This is a genomic window from Burkholderia sp. Tr-20390 (assembly GCF_017104595.1).
Classification (GTDB): Bacteria; Pseudomonadota; Gammaproteobacteria; order Burkholderiales; family Burkholderiaceae; genus Burkholderia.
In genome coordinates this window covers 18017-34453 of the sequence record NZ_JAAGPC010000096.1, presented here as the reverse complement: position 1 = coordinate 34453, position 16437 = coordinate 18017, and the positions used below count along the sequence as shown (strand labels likewise).

The following is a 16437-nucleotide window of genomic DNA, read 5'->3' as shown; positions in this document are numbered from 1 at the left end:
AGCAGATTCCGGAGCAGGCGAAGGAGCTCGGGATCAGCGAAGAGGAAGTGGTGAAGAAGGTGATGCTCGGCAATACGGTCGACGGCGTGTTCACGACCGTTCAGGACGTCGCGCAGACGGTGCTGTTCCTGTCGGCCTTCCCGAGCGCCGCGCTCACGGGCCAGTCGTTCATCGTCAGCCACGGCTGGTTCATGCAATGAAGCCGCACGCCCGCACCGAAAAGCAGGCCGTCGATGCGGCGGACCTGCATCACGAGGCCGGCGCACCGGCCGCCGCGCGCACGCTGCCGTACGAGACGATCGCGCTCGTGCTGCAAGGCGGCGGCGCGCTCGGCGCGTACCAGGCCGGCGTGTTCGAAGGGCTGCACGAGGCGGGCATCCCGCTCGACTGGATCGCGGGCATCTCGATCGGCGCGCTCAACACCGCGCTGATCGCGGGCAATGCGCCCGAGCATCGGGTCGAGCGGCTGCGCGAGTTCTGGGAAACGATCTGCAAGCCGGCGTTCTTCCCGACGATTCCGGCCGCATTCGAGTTCGCGCTGTTCAACAGCATCGATCAGGTCCGCACGTTCTTCACCGCGTCGCAGGCCGCGAGCGCGATGATGCAGGGCCAGCAGGGCTTCTTCGTGCCGCGCTTCCCGCCGCCGCTGCCGGGCGTGTCGGATCATCCGGAGAAGATCAGCTGGTACGACACGTCGCAACTGCGCGCGACGCTGCTGAAGCTGTGCGATTTCGACCGGATCAATTCGGGCGAAACGCGCGTGTCGGTCGGCGCGGTCAACGTCGGTACCGGCAACTTCGTGTACTTCGACAACTCGCGCATCCGTCTCGCGCCCGAGCACTTCATGGCGTCCGGCGCGTTGCCGCCCGCGTTCCCGCCGGTCGAGATCGACGGCGAGTACTACTGGGACGGCGGGGTGGTGTCGAATACGCCGCTGATGGAAGTGCTCCGCGCCCGGCCGCGCCGCGACACGCTCGCGTTCCAGGTCGATCTGTGGAGCGCACGCGGGCCGCTGCCGCGCACGATGGCCGACGTCGCCGAGCGCACGAAGGACGTGCAGTATTCGAGCCGCACGCGTTTCGTCACCGACACGCTGCAGCGCGAACAGCGCTACCGCAACGTGCTGCGCCACGTGCTCGACCAGGTGCCGGAAGAGCAGCGCAAGGCGGATCCGTGGTGCATCGAGGCCGATGCGATGTCGTGCAGCAAGAAGTACAACATCCAGCACCTGATCTACCAGCAGAAGGCGTACGAGCATCACTACAAGGACTATCAGTTCGGTCTGTCGACGATGCGTGACCACTGGACCGCGGGTCTCGACGACATCCGCAAGACGCTCGCAGTCAAGGACGGCCTCGCGCTGCCCAACAACGACGCGGGCTTCGTGACGCACGACATTCACCGCAAGCGGTAATGCCGTGTGCGACGGATCGGCGCGATGCATGCGCCGGTCCGTCCTCTTCTCCGATTCGCCATGCCGATCTTCATCGCACTCTTCGCGCTCATCGCTCTCGGGTGGGGCGCGGTTCACCTGTTTCACGTCATCGCCGCGCAGTTCGGCCAGCCGGTTGCGATCGCGGCCGCCGTGCTCGCCGCCGCGATCCTGATCGCGCTGGTCGCCTGGTGGATCAAGCGCCGACGCGACATCGCACCGAATACGAAGGAAGAAGGCTGGACCCACGTCGTGCATCGCGCGTGGGGCGAGCTGCGGGTGTCCGCGACGCAGGGGCTGCTGTGGCTGTCGCACGACGGCGCGGACGGCCGCTATACGCTGTCGCAGCTCGACGGCTGCCAGGCCGCACCGATCGGCGGCCGCTGGCATCTCGTCGTGCGCGTGCGCGACGCGGTGCGCAGCGAATGGAAGCTACCGATGACGGACAAACGCGATGCGCAGCGCTGGGCACGCGTGCTGACGCTCGCGAAGGACAACCGGCTCTGACACGACGCTCGACGAATGCGCACGTGCGCCCGGCAAGAACCGCCGCGCAGGCTGTCCCGTCGTGCGCGCGCTAGCGCGCCTTCAGCGCCCACAACGCATCGAGCACGTGCTGGGTCGCCCGCTCGACCGGCCCCGCCCGATGCGCGATACCCAGTTCACGCCACAGCGCCGGGCGCAACGCCCGCATGACGATGCGTGCATCGGGTAGCGGGGCGCCCGCTTCATGGGGCAACAGCGTCGCGCCGTAACCCGCCGCGACCAGGCTCTTGATCGCATCGTTGTAGTTGAGTTCGATCCGCGGCTCCGGACGGTGGCCGCCGAGCGCGAACCATTCCGTCGTGAGCCGCGACAGGCGGGTGGTCGCATCGTTGAGAATCAGCGGGCGGGCGGCCAGATAGCCGGGCGTCACGCGCGCCGGAAGCGGCCAGTCCGCCGGCAGAAACGCCATCACGGGATCGCGCCGCCACGCGCGAATCGACAGCCCCGCGACCGCTGTCTGCGGCAGCGCCACCAGTCCGACGTCGAGCGTGCCCTGCGCAATGCGCGCCAGCGTGTCTTGAGACGTGAGCACCGCGATCTGCACATCGATATCCGGATGCGCGTCGCGTAACCGGGCCACCGCCTGCGGCAACAGGTGCGCGATCGCCCCGGTCGATGCGCCGAGGCGTACGCGCCCGGACAGCCCCTGCACCTGCCGCTGCACATCGTCCAGCGTGGATTCGACCTCGGCCAGCAGGCGGCGCGCCCGTTCCACCAGCACTTCACCGATTGCAGACGGCCGCACGTTGCCACGCGTGCGGGACAGCAACGGCGCGCCGATGCGGCTTTCCAGTTCGGCAATGTGAAGACTGACGGTCGGCGGCGCGAGATGAAGCCATTGCGCCGCCGCGACAAAGGACCCGTGGTCCGCGATCGCGACCAGCGTGCGCAGGCGGTCCAGGCTGATCTCTCGCATCCTTCACCTCTCGTTCAAGAAAACTGAATCTCGCAGTCAGCAAATTCAACTTTTCCTATTCTAGGTGTTCGGCGGACGATACGGCTTTCCCGACGACCGAACCGAAGGAACGCGACCCTCATGAGCCAGCCCACTGTCTACATCGACGGCGATCAAGGCACGACCGGATTGCTGATCCACGAACGCCTGCGCGGGCGCACCGACCTGCAGCTCGTCACGCTGCCGGATGCCGAGCGCAAGGATCCCGTGCGGCGCGCCGACGCGATCAACGCGGCCGACATCGCGATCCTGTGCCTGCCCGACGCGGCCGCGCGCGAGGCGGTCGGCTTCATCCGGAATCCGGCGGTGCGCGTGATCGACGCGAGTTCGGCTCACCGCACGCAGCCGGATTGGGTCTACGGCTTTCCCGAGATGGCGAGCGGGCACGCGCGGACGATCGCGCACGCACGGCGTGTCACCAATCCGGGCTGCTACCCGACCGGCGCGATCGCGCTGCTGCGGCCCCTGCAACAAGCCGGCCTGCTGCCGCGCGACTACCCGGTGAGCATCCATGCCGTTTCCGGGTACTCGGGCGGCGGACGGGCTGCCGTCGACGCATTCGAGTCGAACGATGCTTCGCAAGCGAAACCGCTACAGGTCTACGGCCTCGCACTCGCGCACAAGCATGTGCCGGAGATCCAGCTGCATGCCGGCTTGACGAATCGTCCGATGTTCGTGCCGGCCTACGGTGCCTATCGGCAAGGCATCGTGCTCACCGTGCCGATCGAGCTACGCCTGCTGCCTGCCGGCGTGACCGGTGAGCAGTTGCATGCGTGTCTTGCGCACCATTACGCCGGCGCGCGTCACGTCGACGTCACGCCGCTCGCGGAAACACACGCGATCACGCATCTCGATCCGCAAGCGCTGAACGGCACCAATGACCTGCGGCTCGGCGTGTTCGTCAATGCCGATCACGGCCAGGTGTTGCTGTCCGCCGTGTTCGACAATCTCGGCAAAGGGGCATCCGGCGCGGCCGTGCAGAATCTCGATCTGATGCTCGGCGCGGCAGACGTGGCGAAAGCGGCGTAAGTCGTGTGCAGGCACCATCGTCGGCCGGCCCGGTACATCGTGGCCGCGATGCGTGAGTGCCCGTCGGACGCGACCGGCTCGCGACGCGATTGCGAGCCGGAAACAAGCGCCTGCCGATGCTCCGCACATGCCCCCGTAAAAGCTCACCTTTAGCCGGTTTCAGGCCGTCTCGTCACCCGCGGCGGCATTCAAGCCGGCCAGCGTCTCCACCAGAAAGTCCACGCACACGCGCACTTTCGCCGACGCCGCGACGCGTTCCGGATACACGGCCCAGATGTTCGCGGGCTGGATGGCGTCCGGCAGCACGCGACACAGTGCGCCGCGTTCGATCAGCGGCGCGGCTTCCCAGATCGAACGCAACACGATGCCGCGCCCGGCCAGTGCCCACTGCACGGCCACTTCGCCATGGTTCGTCGACAGCGCGCCGCCGACCTTCACCGTTGCCGTTTCGCCGCGCACGTTGAGCCGCCACACGCCGAACGGGTGATCGCGCTCCTTGATGGCCAGACAGTCATGCGACGCGAGATCCGCTAGCGAGCGCGGCGTGCCGCGCCGCGCGAGATAGTCGGGCGCGGCACACAGCACGCGGTAGTTCGCGGCGAGGCGGCGCGCGATCAGGTGATCGGCGATCTCGTCGCCGATGCGCACGTCGAGGTCGTAGCCTTCACCCGCGACATCGACGAGCCGGTCGAACAGATCGAGCCGCACGTTCAGCTGCGGAAAGCGCGCGGTGAAGTCGAGCAGCGCCGGCGCGATGATGTGCCGGCCGAAGCCGAAGCTGCTCGAAATGCGCAGCGTGCCGCGCGGCACCGTGCGCGTGGTCGACACGTCCTCGACGAGATGATCGACGTCGTCGAGGATCTTCTCGGCGCGCGCGTACACGCGCTCGCCGGCTTCCGTGACAGTCACGCGCCGCGTCGAGCGATGCAGCAGGCGCGTGCCGAGCTGCGCCTCGAGCAACGCGATGCGCTTGCTGACATAGGCGGGCGACACCGCGAGCTGCTCGGCGGCCGCGCTGAAGCTGGTCAGGCGGACGACCAGGCTGAACACGCGCAGGTCGTCCAGATTCGGCGATTTGTTCACGATTCGTGGAAAGTCGATTAACCTTTCGCACGATTTTAATCTGAATGGAAATAAATAGAATGGTGTAACGCGCCGCTACCGCCCCAGGCAGCCGGCCGCCCAGCCAAGGAGATTTACATGACCGACAGGACTTACAAGATTGCCGTGATTCCCGGCGACGGTATCGGCCGCGAAGTGATGCCCGAGGGACTGCGCGCACTCGACGCCGTGACTGCGCGCTTCGGCGTCCGCTTCGACTTCGTCCAGATCGACTGGGCGAGCTGCGACTACTACGCGCAGCACGGCAAGATGATGCCGGACGACTGGAAGGCCCAACTGTCGGGCATGGACGCGATCCTGTTCGGCGCGGTCGGCTGGCCGGCGACGGTGCCCGATCACATTTCGCTGTGGGGCTCGCTGCTGAAATTCCGCCGCGAGTTCGACCAGTACATCAACCTGCGGCCCGCACGCCTGTTCGACGGCGTGCCGTCGCCGCTCGCCGGCCGCCGCGCGGGCGACATCGACTTCATGATCGTGCGCGAGAACACCGAGGGCGAATATTCGTCGGTCGGCGGCACGATGTTCGAAGGCACCGAACGCGAGATCGTGATGCAGCAGTCGATCTTCACGCGTCACGGCACCGAGCGCGTGCTGAAATTCGCGTTCGACCTCGCACAGCGGCGCGCGAAGCGCCTTACCGTCGCGACGAAGAGCAACGGCATCGCGATCAGCATGCCGTGGTGGGACGCGCGCACGGCCGAGATGGCCGAACGCTATCCCGACATCGCCGTCGACAAGCAGCACATCGACATCCTGTGCGCGCGCTTCGTGCTGCAGCCTGACCGCTTCGACGTCGTCGTCGCGTCGAACCTGTTCGGCGACATCCTGTCGGATCTCGGGCCGGCCTGTACGGGCACGATCGGCATCGCGCCGTCGGCGAACCTGAACCCCGACCGCAAGTTCCCGTCGCTGTTCGAACCCGTGCACGGCTCCGCGCCCGACATCGCGGGGCAATTCATCGCGAACCCGGTCGCGATGATCTGGTCGGCAGCGTTGATGCTCGACTTCCTCGGCAACGGCGCCGGCCCCGAACGCGAAGCGCACGATGCGATCGTCGCCGCGATCGAGGACGTGCTGCGCACGGGGCCGCATTCGCGCGATCTCGGCGGCAACGCGGGGACGCAGGAAGTGGGTGAGGCGATCGCCGCGCGGATCGCGGGCTGACGATCATGCCCGGCGTGATCGCACGCGCCGGGGCGTGACTGCGTGACTGCGTGAATCGGTGAGCGGTGAGCGGTGAGCGAAGTGAGGTGAGCAACACGCAACGCATTTGTGCACTCGTGCGAGTACCGTCGCCTGCACGGTGAAGTCGAGTGGTGAACAATACCGCCCGACAACGCGCACGGCGCTCGCTTTCCGTCGTCGACGTCGACACGATCGGTGAGTTGCACATCGCGCGCGTGCACACCGATCGTCAATCCGCTGCCGGCGCTGTGCGATCGGTGAGATGCATCACGCGGTGAAGCACACCGTTGCGTGCAAACACGTGCATCACGAGAGGCCAACGGGTGCGGCGCGTCGGCCTTGCCCGATGCGATGCCGCGTCGAACCGCTCACTGCGCACAGTCCGACGCGACATTTCACCTCCTCCCGAAAAATCTCACCCTCAGCGCACCAAGTCCCGAATTTCCTCACCGTTGCATCCCGGTGATGCGTTCGTCGATCCGTCGAGCCGAGCCGACGCGCGCGTCACAGCCCAAGGTCGGACAGCCCCGGATGATCGTCCGGACGACGGCCGAGCGGCCAGTGATAGAGACGATCCTGCTCGCGAATCGGCAGGTCGTTGATGCTCGCGTGACGATGCGCCATCAGGCCGTTTTCGTCGAACTCCCAGTTTTCGTTGCCGTACGAACGGAACCAGTTGCCGGCGTCGTCATGCCATTCGTAGGCAAAGCGCACCGCGATGCGATTGCCGTCGAACGCCCACAGCTCCTTGATCAACCGGTAGTCGAGCTCGCGCGTCCACTTGCGCTGCAGCAGCCCGACGATCTCGTCGCGGCCGGTCACGAATTCCGCACGGTTGCGCCATCGGCTTTGCGGCGTATAGGCGAGCGACACGCGTTGCGGGTCGCGCGTGTTCCATCCGTCCTCGGCGGCGCGCACCTTCTGGCGCGCCGTTTCGAGCGTGAAGGGCGGAACGGGCGGACGGACTTCGGGGGAGGCGGACATGGGTTGCTCCTGTTCAGGTTCTGGCCGCGGAAAATCGCGGCCGGTTCGGATTCGCTGCTTCGACTAGCGGGACACCACGTCGAGCAGCAGTTCGGCCGTTGCGCGCGCGTCGCGCGCAGCGTTTGCATCGCCGGTTACGAGTGCCACGCCGATGGCACCGTCGATCAGCACGAGCCATTGGCGCGCCAGACGCGCGAGCCCGCGTCGCTCGATGCCGGTTTCGTCGGCATACGCATCGAACCGCTCGCGTACGAATGCCAGCAGGCGTGCCTTGTGCTCGCGTGCGACGACGCGCACGGGGTCGTCCGCGTCGGGAATCTCGCCCGATGCGTTCAGGAACGCGCAGCCGTGAAAGTCGGGCTGCCCGAACCAGTCGCGCAGCACGTCGAACATGCCGAGCAGTTGCGCGCGCGGCGCCTTGCCGCGCGCCAGCGTTGCATCGACGAACCAGCGCATCCAGCGCTCGTCGCGACGTTCGAGCGCGGCCACGACCAGCGCCTCCTTCGATTCGAAATGCGAATAAAAGCTCTTTCTGGCCGCGCCGGATCGCTTGACGATCGCGTCGACGCCGGTTGCATGGATGCCGCCCGAATAGATCAGCGCTTCGGCTGCATCGAGCAGCCGGTCGCGAACGCCCGGTTCGGCGGAGGAGTCGTGAGGTGTGTTCATGGGTTTACGGTAGAACGATCGTTCTCCGTCGTCAACACCCGCATGAAAAAAGCCCTGTCGTCGAGAGGGCTGAATCGCGGTCTAGCCGCGTGACATGGCCCGCCGCGTTTACGACATTTTTTCTTGAAGCGGACGCGCGACGCTCACTACACTTCGGTCACCCTGTCTGGGCAAAGGACATCATGCAGCGACCGGAATCCGCGCGCCCCGCGCGCGCCTATGCGGCTTATGCGAAGCGGCTCGACGGCCGCGTCGTCGTGCGGCGCTTCGACCCGCGCAGCGATTCGTACGACGCGTTGACCGCGCTGCTGCATCGCGCGTTCGCACCGCTTGGCGCACTGGGCTTCAACTGCCCGGGCGTCGATCAGCCGGCCTCGGCAACACGCGAACGCGTGCTCGCCGGCGAGTGCTTCGTCGCGCTCGGCAATGCGCACCTGGTCGCGACGATGACGATGCGTTCGCACGATCCCGATTCCCGCTGCGATCCGTATCGCAGCCGGCACGTTGCAACGCTCGGCCAACTGGCCGTCGATCCCGTCTGGCAGGATCGCGGCATCGGCCGTTCGCTGCTCGCGTTCGCGCAACGGCGGGCCGCCGCGCGCGGCGCGACGCACCTCGCGCTCGACGCGCCGTATGCGGCCGTCCGGCTCATCGATTTCTATCGACGCGAAGGATTTCAACCGGTCGATGTGATGCGCTTTCCGGGACACAACTACGACAGCACGATCCTGTGCAAAGCCGTAAGCGTCGGGAGCGATCGCATCGTTGCCGCCGATACGGCGCAATTCGACGTCACGCGGCACGTCGGAGCCGCTTCATGAAACACGATATGCCGAAGCGCGAAGGTGGCGACGATCACACCCGGCTCGACGTCCGGCAGGCTCGGGTGCGCGCGGCGCGGCGGCTGCGCGGTGTGTTGAAGCTGACGATTCTCACGATCGCGGTCGCTCAAGCGCTGGCGTTCGCGTTCGAAAGCCTGCTGGTGATGGCCGGCTTCGCGCCGGATGCCGCGACGGTGCTGCTGTTCCGCTTCGTCACGTGCGCGCTCGTCAGCTTCTGGCTGCAGGCGGACGCGTTGCGCGCCTATCAATACGCGGCGCAACACGGGTTCGTCACCGTTCCCGGCGCGCACGGCGATCCGGCCGACATCGCGCCGCAATGCCCGAAGCGCTGGCTCGTCATGCTGAGTCTTCAGCTCGACCCGCGAAGGGCGAATGGTGAACGGATCAAGTAGTGGCCTGCGCACCGGTCGATATCCATCGATGTCGATCGCTTCGCGCATGAGTGAGTCGCAATGACGCGTGAAGGCTCACGGTTGATGGTGCGGTTCGGCATGGCATCGCATGGCGTGCGTAGCGAACGATCACGCGGCAAGCCAGGAGGGTGGTGCGTGGAAGAGGGGAACCAGGCGCCGAACGGCGTGATGACGGGAAGCAAGGCAGCTGACGACAGGTGAAGTGAACGTGCGATTGCAGGTCACCGATGTGCGACGGTGTCGCGATTCGGCGCGCAAACACAGCTCCCGAATAATCTCACCTTGAGCCCGGATTCGCGTGCTTCGACTCGAAAACGCAGACGTAAAACAGAACCGGGGCAGGCGGCAAACACGCCGCACCGCCCCTTCTCGGCACTCAGGCCGTCCAGTCGAGAATCACCTTGCCGCTTTCACCCGACAACATCGCGGCAAAGCCTTTCTCGTAATCGTCGGCCGCAAAGCGGTGCGTGATGATCGGCGACAGGTCGAGGCCGCTCTGCAGCATCGCGACCATCTTGTACCAGGTCTCGAACATCTCGCGACCGTAGATGCCCTTGATCTCGAGCCCCTTGAAGATCACCTGGTTCCAGTCGATCGCCGTCTGCGCCGGCGGAATGCCGAGCAGCGCGACCTTGCCGCCGTGGTTCATCGCCTCGAGCATGCTCGTGAACGCGCTCGGCACGCCCGACATTTCGAGGCCGACGTCGAAGCCTTCGGTCATGTGCAGGTCGGACATCACGTCGCGCAGCGACTCGCGCGCGACGTTGACCGCGCGCGTCGCGCCCATCTTGCGCGCGAGTTCGAGCCGGTAGTCGTTGATGTCGGTGATGACGACGTTGCGCGCGCCGACGTGCTTCGCGATCGCGACGGCCATGATGCCGATCGGGCCCGCGCCGGTGATCAGCACGTCTTCGCCGACGAGGTTGAACGACAGCGCCGTGTGCGTCGCGTTGCCGAACGGATCGAAGATCGATGCGAGATCGTCGGAAATCTCCGGCGGAATCTTGAATGCGTTGAACGCGGGAATCGCCAGATACTCGGCGAACGCGCCTTCGCGGTTCACGCCGACGCCGACCGTGTTGCGGCACAGATGCCGGCGCCCCGCGCGACAATTACGGCAGAAACCGCACGTGATGTGGCCTTCGCCGGACACGCGATCGCCGATCGCGAAGCCGCGCACTTCCTGCCCCATCTCGACAATCTCGCCGACATATTCGTGACCGACGTGCATCGGCACGGGAATCGTCTTCTGCGCCCAGTCGTCCCACTTCCAGATATGGATGTCGGTGCCGCAGATCGCCGTGCGGCGGATCTTGATCAGCACGTCGTTGTGACCGACTTCGGGGCGCTTCACGCGCGTGAGCGTGAGGCCGGGGCCGCGCTCGAGCTTTGCCAGTGCTTTCATGATCGCGCCTCCGTCAGATGATGCCGAGCGACTTGCCGACGCGCACGAACGCGGCGACCGTCTGGTCGATCTGCTCGGGTGTATGTGCGGCGCTCATCTGCGTACGGATGCGCGCGCGGCCGCGCGGCACGACGGGGAACGAGAAGCCGATCACGTAGACACCTTCGTCGAGCAGCTTGTCGGCCATGTTCGTCGCGAGCTGCGCGTCGCCGAGCATCACCGGGATGATCGGATGCGCGCCCGGCACGAGTGTGAAGCCGGCCTCGGTCATCTGCTTGCGGAACCGCGCGCCGTTTTCGCGCACGCGCTCGCGCAGCTTCGCGCCTTCGTCGCTGCCGAGCAGTTCCAGCACCTTCAGCGATGCCGCGGCGATGCTCGGCGTGAGCGTGTTCGAGAACAGGTACGGGCGCGAGCGCTGGCGCAGCAGTTCGACGACCTCGCGACGCGCGGCGACATAGCCGCCCGATGCACCGCCGAGCGCCTTGCCGAGCGTGCCCGTGATGATGTCGACGCGGCCTTCGACGCCGCAGTGCTCGGGCGTGCCGCGGCCGTGCGTGCCGATGAAGCCGACCGCGTGCGAATCGTCGACCATCACGATCGCACCGTAGCGATCGGCGAGATCGCAGATGCCCTTCAGGTCGGCGATGATGCCGTCCATCGAGAACACGCCGTCGGTCGCGATCAGCTTGTGGCGCGCGCCCGCCGCGTCGGCTTCCTTGAGCTTCGCCTCGAGGTCGGCCAGGTCGTTGTTCTTGTAACGGAAGCGCTTCGCCTTGCAGAGGCGAACGCCGTCGATGATGCTCGCGTGGTTCAGTTCGTCGCTGATCACCGCGTCGTTCTCGTCGAGCAGCGTCTCGAACAGCCCCCCGTTCGCGTCGAAGCAGCTCGAATAGAGGATGCTGTCCTCGGTGCCGAGAAACGCGGCCAGCGCGCTTTCCAGTTGCTTGTGCACGGTTTGCGTGCCGCAGATGAAGCGTACCGATGCCATGCCGAAGCCGTCCTGGTCGAGGCCGGCCTTCGCCGCGTCGATCAGGCGCGAATCGTTCGCCAGACCCAGATAGTTGTTCGCGCAGAAATTGAGCACGCCGGCACCACCGGCGAGCCGCACGTCCGCCGCCTGCGGACTCGCGATCTCGCGCTCGGTCTTGTAAAAACCGTCCGCGCGGATCTGGTCCAGCGTCCCGCGCACCTGGGCGAGAAAGGCATCACGCATCGCAAAGCTCCTGACAGGGTTTCGCATTCCGCAACGCGCCACTCGTGGCGGCGGCGCAACGGCCTGCTACTGTTATAGTCGGTCGTTCGGTTGACCGCATTTATCCGATATTCCGAACTAGAATTCGAAATATCGAACAACTCTAAGCGAACGGAATCCAGATGGCAAGTTCCTCCGGTTCGCGGCGCACGCCCGCCAGCGCCGCACCGCAACCGCCGGCCGCGACGCCGCCGCGTGTCGGCGAGCAGATCCAGCGGCTGCGCAACGAACGCAAGCTGACGCTCGACGACCTGTCGCGCGCGGCCGGCGTATCGAAATCGATGCTCTCCGAGATCGAACGCGACAAGGCCAACCCAACGATCGCCGTGGCGTGGCGGCTGACGAACGCGCTCGGCATCACGCTCGACGAGCTGTTCTCGCAGCCGAAGGCATCCGAGACGATCCGGGTGGACGGCCCGCACGACATCCCGACACTCGCCGGCCATGACGGCCGCTACCAGTTGCGCGTGTGGGGCCCGATCGACCTCGCCGGCAAGTTCGAGTGGTACGAGCTGACGCTGCCGGGCGGCGGTGCACTGATATCGAACGCCCATGAACCCGGCACGCGCGAGCACCTCACCGTGCTGCAGGGCGCGATGGAAATCGAAGCCGCGGCAGCCAGCCGGCGCCTGAAGGTGGGCGACACCGCGCGCTACCCGGCCGATGAGCCGCACGCAATCCGCAATCCCGGCAAGACCGAAGCGCGGGCATTGCTGATCGTGATCCATCGCTGACGGCGCGAATAGCTGGCCAAACGGCCAAAGGGTCTGTTTCAGGCCAGTTGCGGAAAGTACTGTATGTTTGTACAGTATACGGACATTCCGCCATGCATGGGCCGGAGTCGGCGCACCGAGGCGCCGGCCCGGTCGACAGGAGCCTGCAATGACAGAAGAACAAGATTTGGCCGCGCTCAGCTTCAAGGCTGCCGCGCACGACCTCGAGCTGATCGTCCGGCATATCGCCGGGCGCTACATCCACCAGCGCGTCCCGCTGACGTGGCGGCTGCTGCACGCCATCGAGGCCGAGGCGCTTGCCGATCTCGGCTTTGCCAGCCGGCACGAGGCCGGCATGCGTCAATTGTTCGAGCGACAGTTGGACATGACGTTTCCCGAAACGGACGATCCGATCGACTTCGGGCGCTCGAATGCGCTGCCCGCCGTATTTTCGTTCGCGGTTCTCGCCTATGAAGCAGCGTCAACCGCGTCGAACGACACGGCGCCGCCCGCGCGCGTTCATCGCCCGGCCAAGGCATGGGGCGACTGAGTTCCAGCCCGGGCCGCCGCGTATGGCGACCTTGTCCTGCCTCTTGCTGCCCGAGACGTTGCGGAAAGGGCTACCATACACGCAACTAACGGAATAAATCACATGTCTCTTCCCGCCTCTTCCGACACCCCGGCACGCCCGGAAGAAACAGATCTGTTCGACCGCGGCGCATCCGACTGGATCGTCTCGCCAGAAGCCGCATTCGATGCCTGGCTCGCGATGCAGGACTATCGCCGCTCATCAGCCGACGTCTATCGCGCACAATGGGGCGCGTTTCTCACATGGATGCGCGCGCACCAGAAGAATCTGGCAACGGTCGATACCGCAACCATCGCGAATTTCGTCGGCGAACTGCCGATCCGGAAAACCCAGCGAATGCGCTATTTGCGGCTGATCGAGCGCGTGCTCGACCACATCCGGCGCACCGAATACGCGTCGACCAACCCGGCCCGGTTCATTGCTCAGGATGGCGAAGCGAGCTGGCGCAAGGCGCGCGACAACGAACCGACCGGTTTCCTCACGCCGGCCGAGCGCGCGACGTTGCTCGCGTACCTGTTCTCGCCGATCGGCGTATCCGGTTCCGCATACTGGAAAGAGCGGCGCGACCGCGCACTCGTTGCCGCCTTTCTCGGTGCCGGCATCAAAACCGGCGAAGCGCGTGCGCTTACGATTAGTTGCATCAATACAAGTGGAACGTCACTGCGAATCGAGTCGACGCATCCGGATTTCGCACGCGAAACCCACCTGGCATCGTTCGCGATCGCGCTGCTGGAAGCCTGGCTCACCGAGCGCAAGCGCCAGGACATTCCGGGGGAGCTCGTGTTCCCGGCATCCCATGCCGGGCGGCCGATGCACAAGGCGACGATGCTGCGCGCGATCGACGCGATCGTCGAATCCGCCGGGCTCACGTCGTCGCGCACCGCGCGCGCGAGCCCGCAAACGCTGCGCAATACCTATGCGGCTGAACTGTTCGAACACGACGTGCCGCCCGAACGGGTCGGCAAATGGCTGGGCTTCATGCGGCCGATCTCGTCGAACCGCCTGCATCGTGCATGGAAGAACTGGCGTGACGGTCTGGCCGACAGCAACGGTGACGCGTCCGACCACGACGAAACTCACTGATCACGAATTGGCTGCTCACGCGAAGCGATCCGTGAGCAGCCTTGTGTGGCGTAGCCTCACCGTTTCACAGCTCCCGAAAAACCTCACCTCAAGCTCCCCGGATCGCCTCACCTGTGCGGCGCGGCCTATGCTGGCGTCACGTGTGCGCGAATCGCGCGGCCGCTTCGAATCGGGACGGCCATGCGCCCGAAGCGTGCTCACACTCGGGGCAGGCCACTTCGAAACCTTCTTCGCTGTGTGACAGCTCCGGCTCACCGTCGCAATGCGGACAATGGGCCGGCACCGGAATCTCCTGATCCAGCGAGGTGCCGATCACGGCAAACGCCTCCGCATCCAGTTGCCCGGCATCGGCCAGGCGGCGGATCAACGCGGCGATTTCCGGATTCATGCCGCGGCTCGCGCGCAACGAACTCACATCGCGCGTCGCACGTTCCAGTTCATCACCCTGGCTGCGCAACTGTTCTTCGAGCCGGTCGGCACGTGCCTTGGCCGAACTCAGTTGCTGCAGGAAATCGAATTCCTTGCGTTGAACGTCGCGCAAACCGCTCTGGTAGGTCGACGCCATGCTGCGCAACGAATCCAGCTCGACCAGCATCGGCTTCACGCGGCGTTCGGCTTCTGCCACCGCGTCCTTGATTTGCTGCGCGTAGTGCTCGGTGCGCTGCTGCAGTTCGGCCTGCAGCGCATCGATGCGATCGCGCAGCGCCGCATTTTGTGTCTGCTCGGCTTCGACGCGGCCGGCGGCCGCCGCCAGTTCCTTCTCGAGTCGAGCGACTGTGGTGAGCAACGTCGCTTCACTGGCCGAACCGTGCGTCGTTTGCGACGCGAGCTGGACCTCGAGTTCGGTCACGCGAGTCTGCAACTGCTCGTTTTTCGCTTCGCTACGTGCGAGCGCGCCTTCGAGCGTCTCCTGGCGGACGGTTGCGTCGCGCAACCGCTGTTCGGCGTCGGCAATGCCGGCACGAACCTGCTCGCGATCTGCATCGAGACTGTCGCGCGCGGCTTTCAACGCTTCTTCATAGAGTGCGCCGAGCAACGCACCTGCCTTTTCCTCGACGGCTTTGGGAATTGCGGCACCGTCGAGCCTGATTTTGGAGGCGGAACGGATGCGCTCCCAGAAATGGTCGATGTCTTTCGGGATATCGCTGGCGCTGCCGGTCTGGGTGAGATCGCGGACATTGGCAGCCGACGGCCGGATGCCGAGATCGAAAAACAACCGCTTGCAGGCGTGCAGCGACAGTTCCTGCCGTCGTGCACCGTTCGCCCGCAGCGATTCCAGTTCGTCCCGAATGGCTTGACGTATTTCGTCCAGGGTCATCGCTGTGCTCACAGACATTGAAATGTGGCAATCATAACGAAATACGTATTTATCGATACTTGTTTCGGCTTGCCGTTGTGAATTTACGTCGCTTTGCACAGAAATCGGGTCTGTGAGCCAATCCGGTCGACTGTGGTCCAGGATTCCGTGAAACAAAGCGAAGAAAGTTAGCCAAGTCCTTGTCGTGCAAGCATTTTCCTGCAGACCTCGAATTTCGGCATTTGTTTCACATGACAGCGGATCCGATTGCCTGTCGGTGTTCAGGGGTTGGGGTGTCTGTGGAAAACTCGTCAGCCGATGTCTTGAGAGTATTAGAAGTAAACACCCTTGAACCCTTAGTTAAAAACGTTAACGCCACGGCACAGCCTTATGCTGCAAGGCTTTCCGGCCGACAAGGTGAAGTTTTACGGGAGCCAAGGTGATCTTCTGCGGGAGCTGACGTGATGGGGTTCAGGGAGCTGCGTGAGCCGTTGCGGGAAAGGTCGTGAGCGGATTCGGGATCACAGTGAAACACGAGATTTACCAAAGGTGAGGCTTTTCGGGGCCTCACAGCCACAGAACCCGCGCAGTGCCTGACTGCACGGTTTTCTGCCTGTGCAGACATAGGTGAGAATTTGCGGGACCTTCTTCGCGCCCCGATTCTGCCCATCTTTTAGGCAGTTTTTCCGAAAGGTGAGGTTTCACGGGACTCCACGGGCGTTTGGTGTGAGGATTTCCGGGAAACGAACGCCATTTTGCACAGCAAAAGCGCTCTTGGGGACCTGTGAAGCCCTAAAGGTGAGGCTTTTCGGGAGGGAAATCCGGGTTTTCCTGCCCGTATCCGCTTAAGGTGAGGTTTTTCGGGGCCTCGGTCACAGGCTGTGATTGCGGCCACAGGTGAGACTTTTCGGGAATGGAATT

The 16437-nt window shown here is 65.0% G+C and carries 16 protein-coding genes and 1 pseudogene; 10 read left to right on the top strand and 7 right to left on the bottom strand.

Annotated features, from left to right (window positions below):
* From G3N98_RS23735 to G3N98_RS23725, 3 genes and pseudogenes are all read left to right on the top strand, one after another.
* A pseudogene (locus G3N98_RS23735) lies at positions 1 to 200 on the top strand (3-hydroxybutyrate dehydrogenase); the annotation flags it as partial.
* Complete coding sequence (locus tag G3N98_RS23730) at positions 197 to 1414, top strand: patatin-like phospholipase family protein (protein ID WP_174976032.1); 1218 nt, start codon at positions 197 to 199, stop codon at positions 1412 to 1414. The pseudogene G3N98_RS23735 and the gene G3N98_RS23730, both read left to right, overlap by 4 nt.
* A gap of 60 nt (positions 1415 to 1474) precedes the next feature.
* Positions 1475 to 1939, top strand: coding sequence for a hypothetical protein (locus G3N98_RS23725; protein ID WP_039344585.1), 465 nt, complete (start codon positions 1475 to 1477; stop codon positions 1937 to 1939).
* Positions 1940 to 2009: 70 nt separating this feature from the next.
* Here G3N98_RS23725 and G3N98_RS23720 read toward each other — a convergent pair whose 3' ends face one another.
* Positions 2010 to 2894 carry a LysR family transcriptional regulator gene (locus G3N98_RS23720; protein WP_206149385.1) on the bottom strand — a complete coding sequence of 295 codons (885 nt, stop codon included), beginning with the start codon at positions 2892 to 2894 and terminating at the stop codon, positions 2010 to 2012.
* 120 nt (positions 2895 to 3014) lie between these two features.
* Here G3N98_RS23720 and argC point away from each other — a divergent pair, with 120 nt between their 5' ends.
* Positions 3015 to 3962 (top strand): N-acetyl-gamma-glutamyl-phosphate reductase, encoded by a 948-nt coding sequence (gene argC, locus G3N98_RS23715; RefSeq protein WP_206149384.1) that lies wholly within the window; start codon positions 3015 to 3017, stop codon positions 3960 to 3962.
* Between the two features lie 159 nt (positions 3963 to 4121).
* On the opposite strand, the gene G3N98_RS23710 is transcribed toward argC, so the two are convergent.
* Positions 4122 to 5045, bottom strand: coding sequence for a LysR substrate-binding domain-containing protein (locus G3N98_RS23710; RefSeq protein ID WP_089428710.1), 924 nt, complete (start codon positions 5043 to 5045; stop codon positions 4122 to 4124).
* 117 nt (positions 5046 to 5162) lie between these two features.
* Between G3N98_RS23710 and G3N98_RS23705 the strand changes: the two genes are divergently transcribed.
* On the top strand, positions 5163 to 6248 hold the full coding sequence (locus G3N98_RS23705) for a tartrate dehydrogenase (protein WP_089475959.1): 1086 nt from the start codon (positions 5163 to 5165) through the stop codon (positions 6246 to 6248).
* A gap of 525 nt (positions 6249 to 6773) precedes the next feature.
* On the opposite strand, the gene G3N98_RS23700 is transcribed toward G3N98_RS23705, so the two are convergent.
* Both G3N98_RS23700 and G3N98_RS23695 read right to left on the bottom strand, forming a co-directional pair.
* Positions 6774 to 7253, bottom strand: coding sequence for a nuclear transport factor 2 family protein (locus G3N98_RS23700; protein WP_069250362.1), 480 nt, complete (start codon positions 7251 to 7253; stop codon positions 6774 to 6776).
* 63 nt (positions 7254 to 7316) lie between these two features.
* On the bottom strand, positions 7317 to 7922 hold the full coding sequence (locus G3N98_RS23695) for a TetR/AcrR family transcriptional regulator (RefSeq protein ID WP_089428712.1): 606 nt from the start codon (positions 7920 to 7922) through the stop codon (positions 7317 to 7319).
* 182 nt (positions 7923 to 8104) lie between these two features.
* On the opposite strand from G3N98_RS23695, the gene G3N98_RS23690 reads away from it, so the two are divergent.
* The gene (locus G3N98_RS23690) at positions 8105 to 8743 is read left to right on the top strand and encodes a GNAT family N-acetyltransferase (RefSeq protein WP_206149383.1); all 639 of its coding nucleotides are present in this window, start codon (positions 8105 to 8107) and stop codon (positions 8741 to 8743) included.
* Positions 8740 to 9156 carry a hypothetical protein gene (locus G3N98_RS23685; RefSeq protein ID WP_089475957.1) on the top strand — a complete coding sequence of 139 codons (417 nt, stop codon included), beginning with the start codon at positions 8740 to 8742 and terminating at the stop codon, positions 9154 to 9156. Before G3N98_RS23690 ends, G3N98_RS23685 begins: the two co-directional genes overlap by 4 nt.
* Positions 9157 to 9553: 397 nt before the next feature.
* On the opposite strand, the gene tdh is transcribed toward G3N98_RS23685, so the two are convergent.
* Complete coding sequence (tdh, locus tag G3N98_RS23680; RefSeq protein ID WP_011356765.1) at positions 9554 to 10582, bottom strand: L-threonine 3-dehydrogenase; 1029 nt, start codon at positions 10580 to 10582, stop codon at positions 9554 to 9556.
* Positions 10583 to 10595: 13 nt separating this feature from the next.
* Complete coding sequence (locus G3N98_RS23675) at positions 10596 to 11795, bottom strand: glycine C-acetyltransferase (protein ID WP_089475956.1); 1200 nt, start codon at positions 11793 to 11795, stop codon at positions 10596 to 10598.
* A 161-nt stretch (positions 11796 to 11956) separates the two neighbouring features.
* Here G3N98_RS23675 and G3N98_RS23670 point away from each other — a divergent pair, with 161 nt between their 5' ends.
* The 3 genes from G3N98_RS23670 to G3N98_RS23660 all read left to right on the top strand — a co-directional run bounded on the left by G3N98_RS23670 (position 11957) and on the right by G3N98_RS23660 (position 14219).
* Positions 11957 to 12568 (top strand): XRE family transcriptional regulator, encoded by a 612-nt coding sequence (locus G3N98_RS23670; RefSeq protein WP_089428716.1) that lies wholly within the window; start codon positions 11957 to 11959, stop codon positions 12566 to 12568.
* 148 nt (positions 12569 to 12716) lie between these two features.
* Positions 12717 to 13097, top strand: a complete 381-nt coding sequence (locus G3N98_RS23665; protein WP_089475955.1) for a DUF2471 family protein — start codon at positions 12717 to 12719, stop codon at positions 13095 to 13097.
* Positions 13098 to 13199: 102 nt separating this feature from the next.
* Positions 13200 to 14219 (top strand): tyrosine-type recombinase/integrase, encoded by a 1020-nt coding sequence (locus G3N98_RS23660; RefSeq protein WP_089475954.1) that lies wholly within the window; start codon positions 13200 to 13202, stop codon positions 14217 to 14219.
* Positions 14220 to 14355: 136 nt separating this feature from the next.
* Here G3N98_RS23660 and G3N98_RS23655 read toward each other — a convergent pair whose 3' ends face one another.
* On the bottom strand, positions 14356 to 15537 hold the full coding sequence (locus G3N98_RS23655) for a DNA-binding protein (RefSeq protein WP_206149382.1): 1182 nt from the start codon (positions 15535 to 15537) through the stop codon (positions 14356 to 14358).
* Between the last annotated feature and the right edge of the window lie 900 nt (positions 15538 to 16437).

Coding starts and splice junctions, on each gene's coding strand:
- G3N98_RS23730 (WP_174976032.1), top strand. CDS start 197: ATGAAGCCGCACGCCCGCACCGAAAAGCAGGCCGTCGATGCGGCGGAC.
- G3N98_RS23725 (WP_039344585.1), top strand. CDS start 1,475: ATGCCGATCTTCATCGCACTCTTCGCGCTCATCGCTCTCGGGTGGGGC.
- G3N98_RS23720 (WP_206149385.1), bottom strand. CDS start 2,894: ATGCGAGAGATCAGCCTGGACCGCCTGCGCACGCTGGTCGCGATCGCG.
- argC (WP_206149384.1), top strand. CDS start 3,015: ATGAGCCAGCCCACTGTCTACATCGACGGCGATCAAGGCACGACCGGA.
- G3N98_RS23705 (WP_089475959.1), top strand. CDS start 5,163: ATGACCGACAGGACTTACAAGATTGCCGTGATTCCCGGCGACGGTATC.
- G3N98_RS23700 (WP_069250362.1), bottom strand. CDS start 7,253: ATGTCCGCCTCCCCCGAAGTCCGTCCGCCCGTTCCGCCCTTCACGCTC.
- G3N98_RS23695 (WP_089428712.1), bottom strand. CDS start 7,922: ATGAACACACCTCACGACTCCTCCGCCGAACCGGGCGTTCGCGACCGG.
- G3N98_RS23690 (WP_206149383.1), top strand. CDS start 8,105: ATGCAGCGACCGGAATCCGCGCGCCCCGCGCGCGCCTATGCGGCTTAT.
- G3N98_RS23685 (WP_089475957.1), top strand. CDS start 8,740: ATGAAACACGATATGCCGAAGCGCGAAGGTGGCGACGATCACACCCGG.
- tdh (WP_011356765.1), bottom strand. CDS start 10,582: ATGAAAGCACTGGCAAAGCTCGAGCGCGGCCCCGGCCTCACGCTCACG.
- G3N98_RS23675 (WP_089475956.1), bottom strand. CDS start 11,795: ATGCGTGATGCCTTTCTCGCCCAGGTGCGCGGGACGCTGGACCAGATC.
- G3N98_RS23670 (WP_089428716.1), top strand. CDS start 11,957: ATGGCAAGTTCCTCCGGTTCGCGGCGCACGCCCGCCAGCGCCGCACCG.
- G3N98_RS23665 (WP_089475955.1), top strand. CDS start 12,717: ATGACAGAAGAACAAGATTTGGCCGCGCTCAGCTTCAAGGCTGCCGCG.
- G3N98_RS23660 (WP_089475954.1), top strand. CDS start 13,200: ATGTCTCTTCCCGCCTCTTCCGACACCCCGGCACGCCCGGAAGAAACA.
- G3N98_RS23655 (WP_206149382.1), bottom strand. CDS start 15,537: ATGACCCTGGACGAAATACGTCAAGCCATTCGGGACGAACTGGAATCG.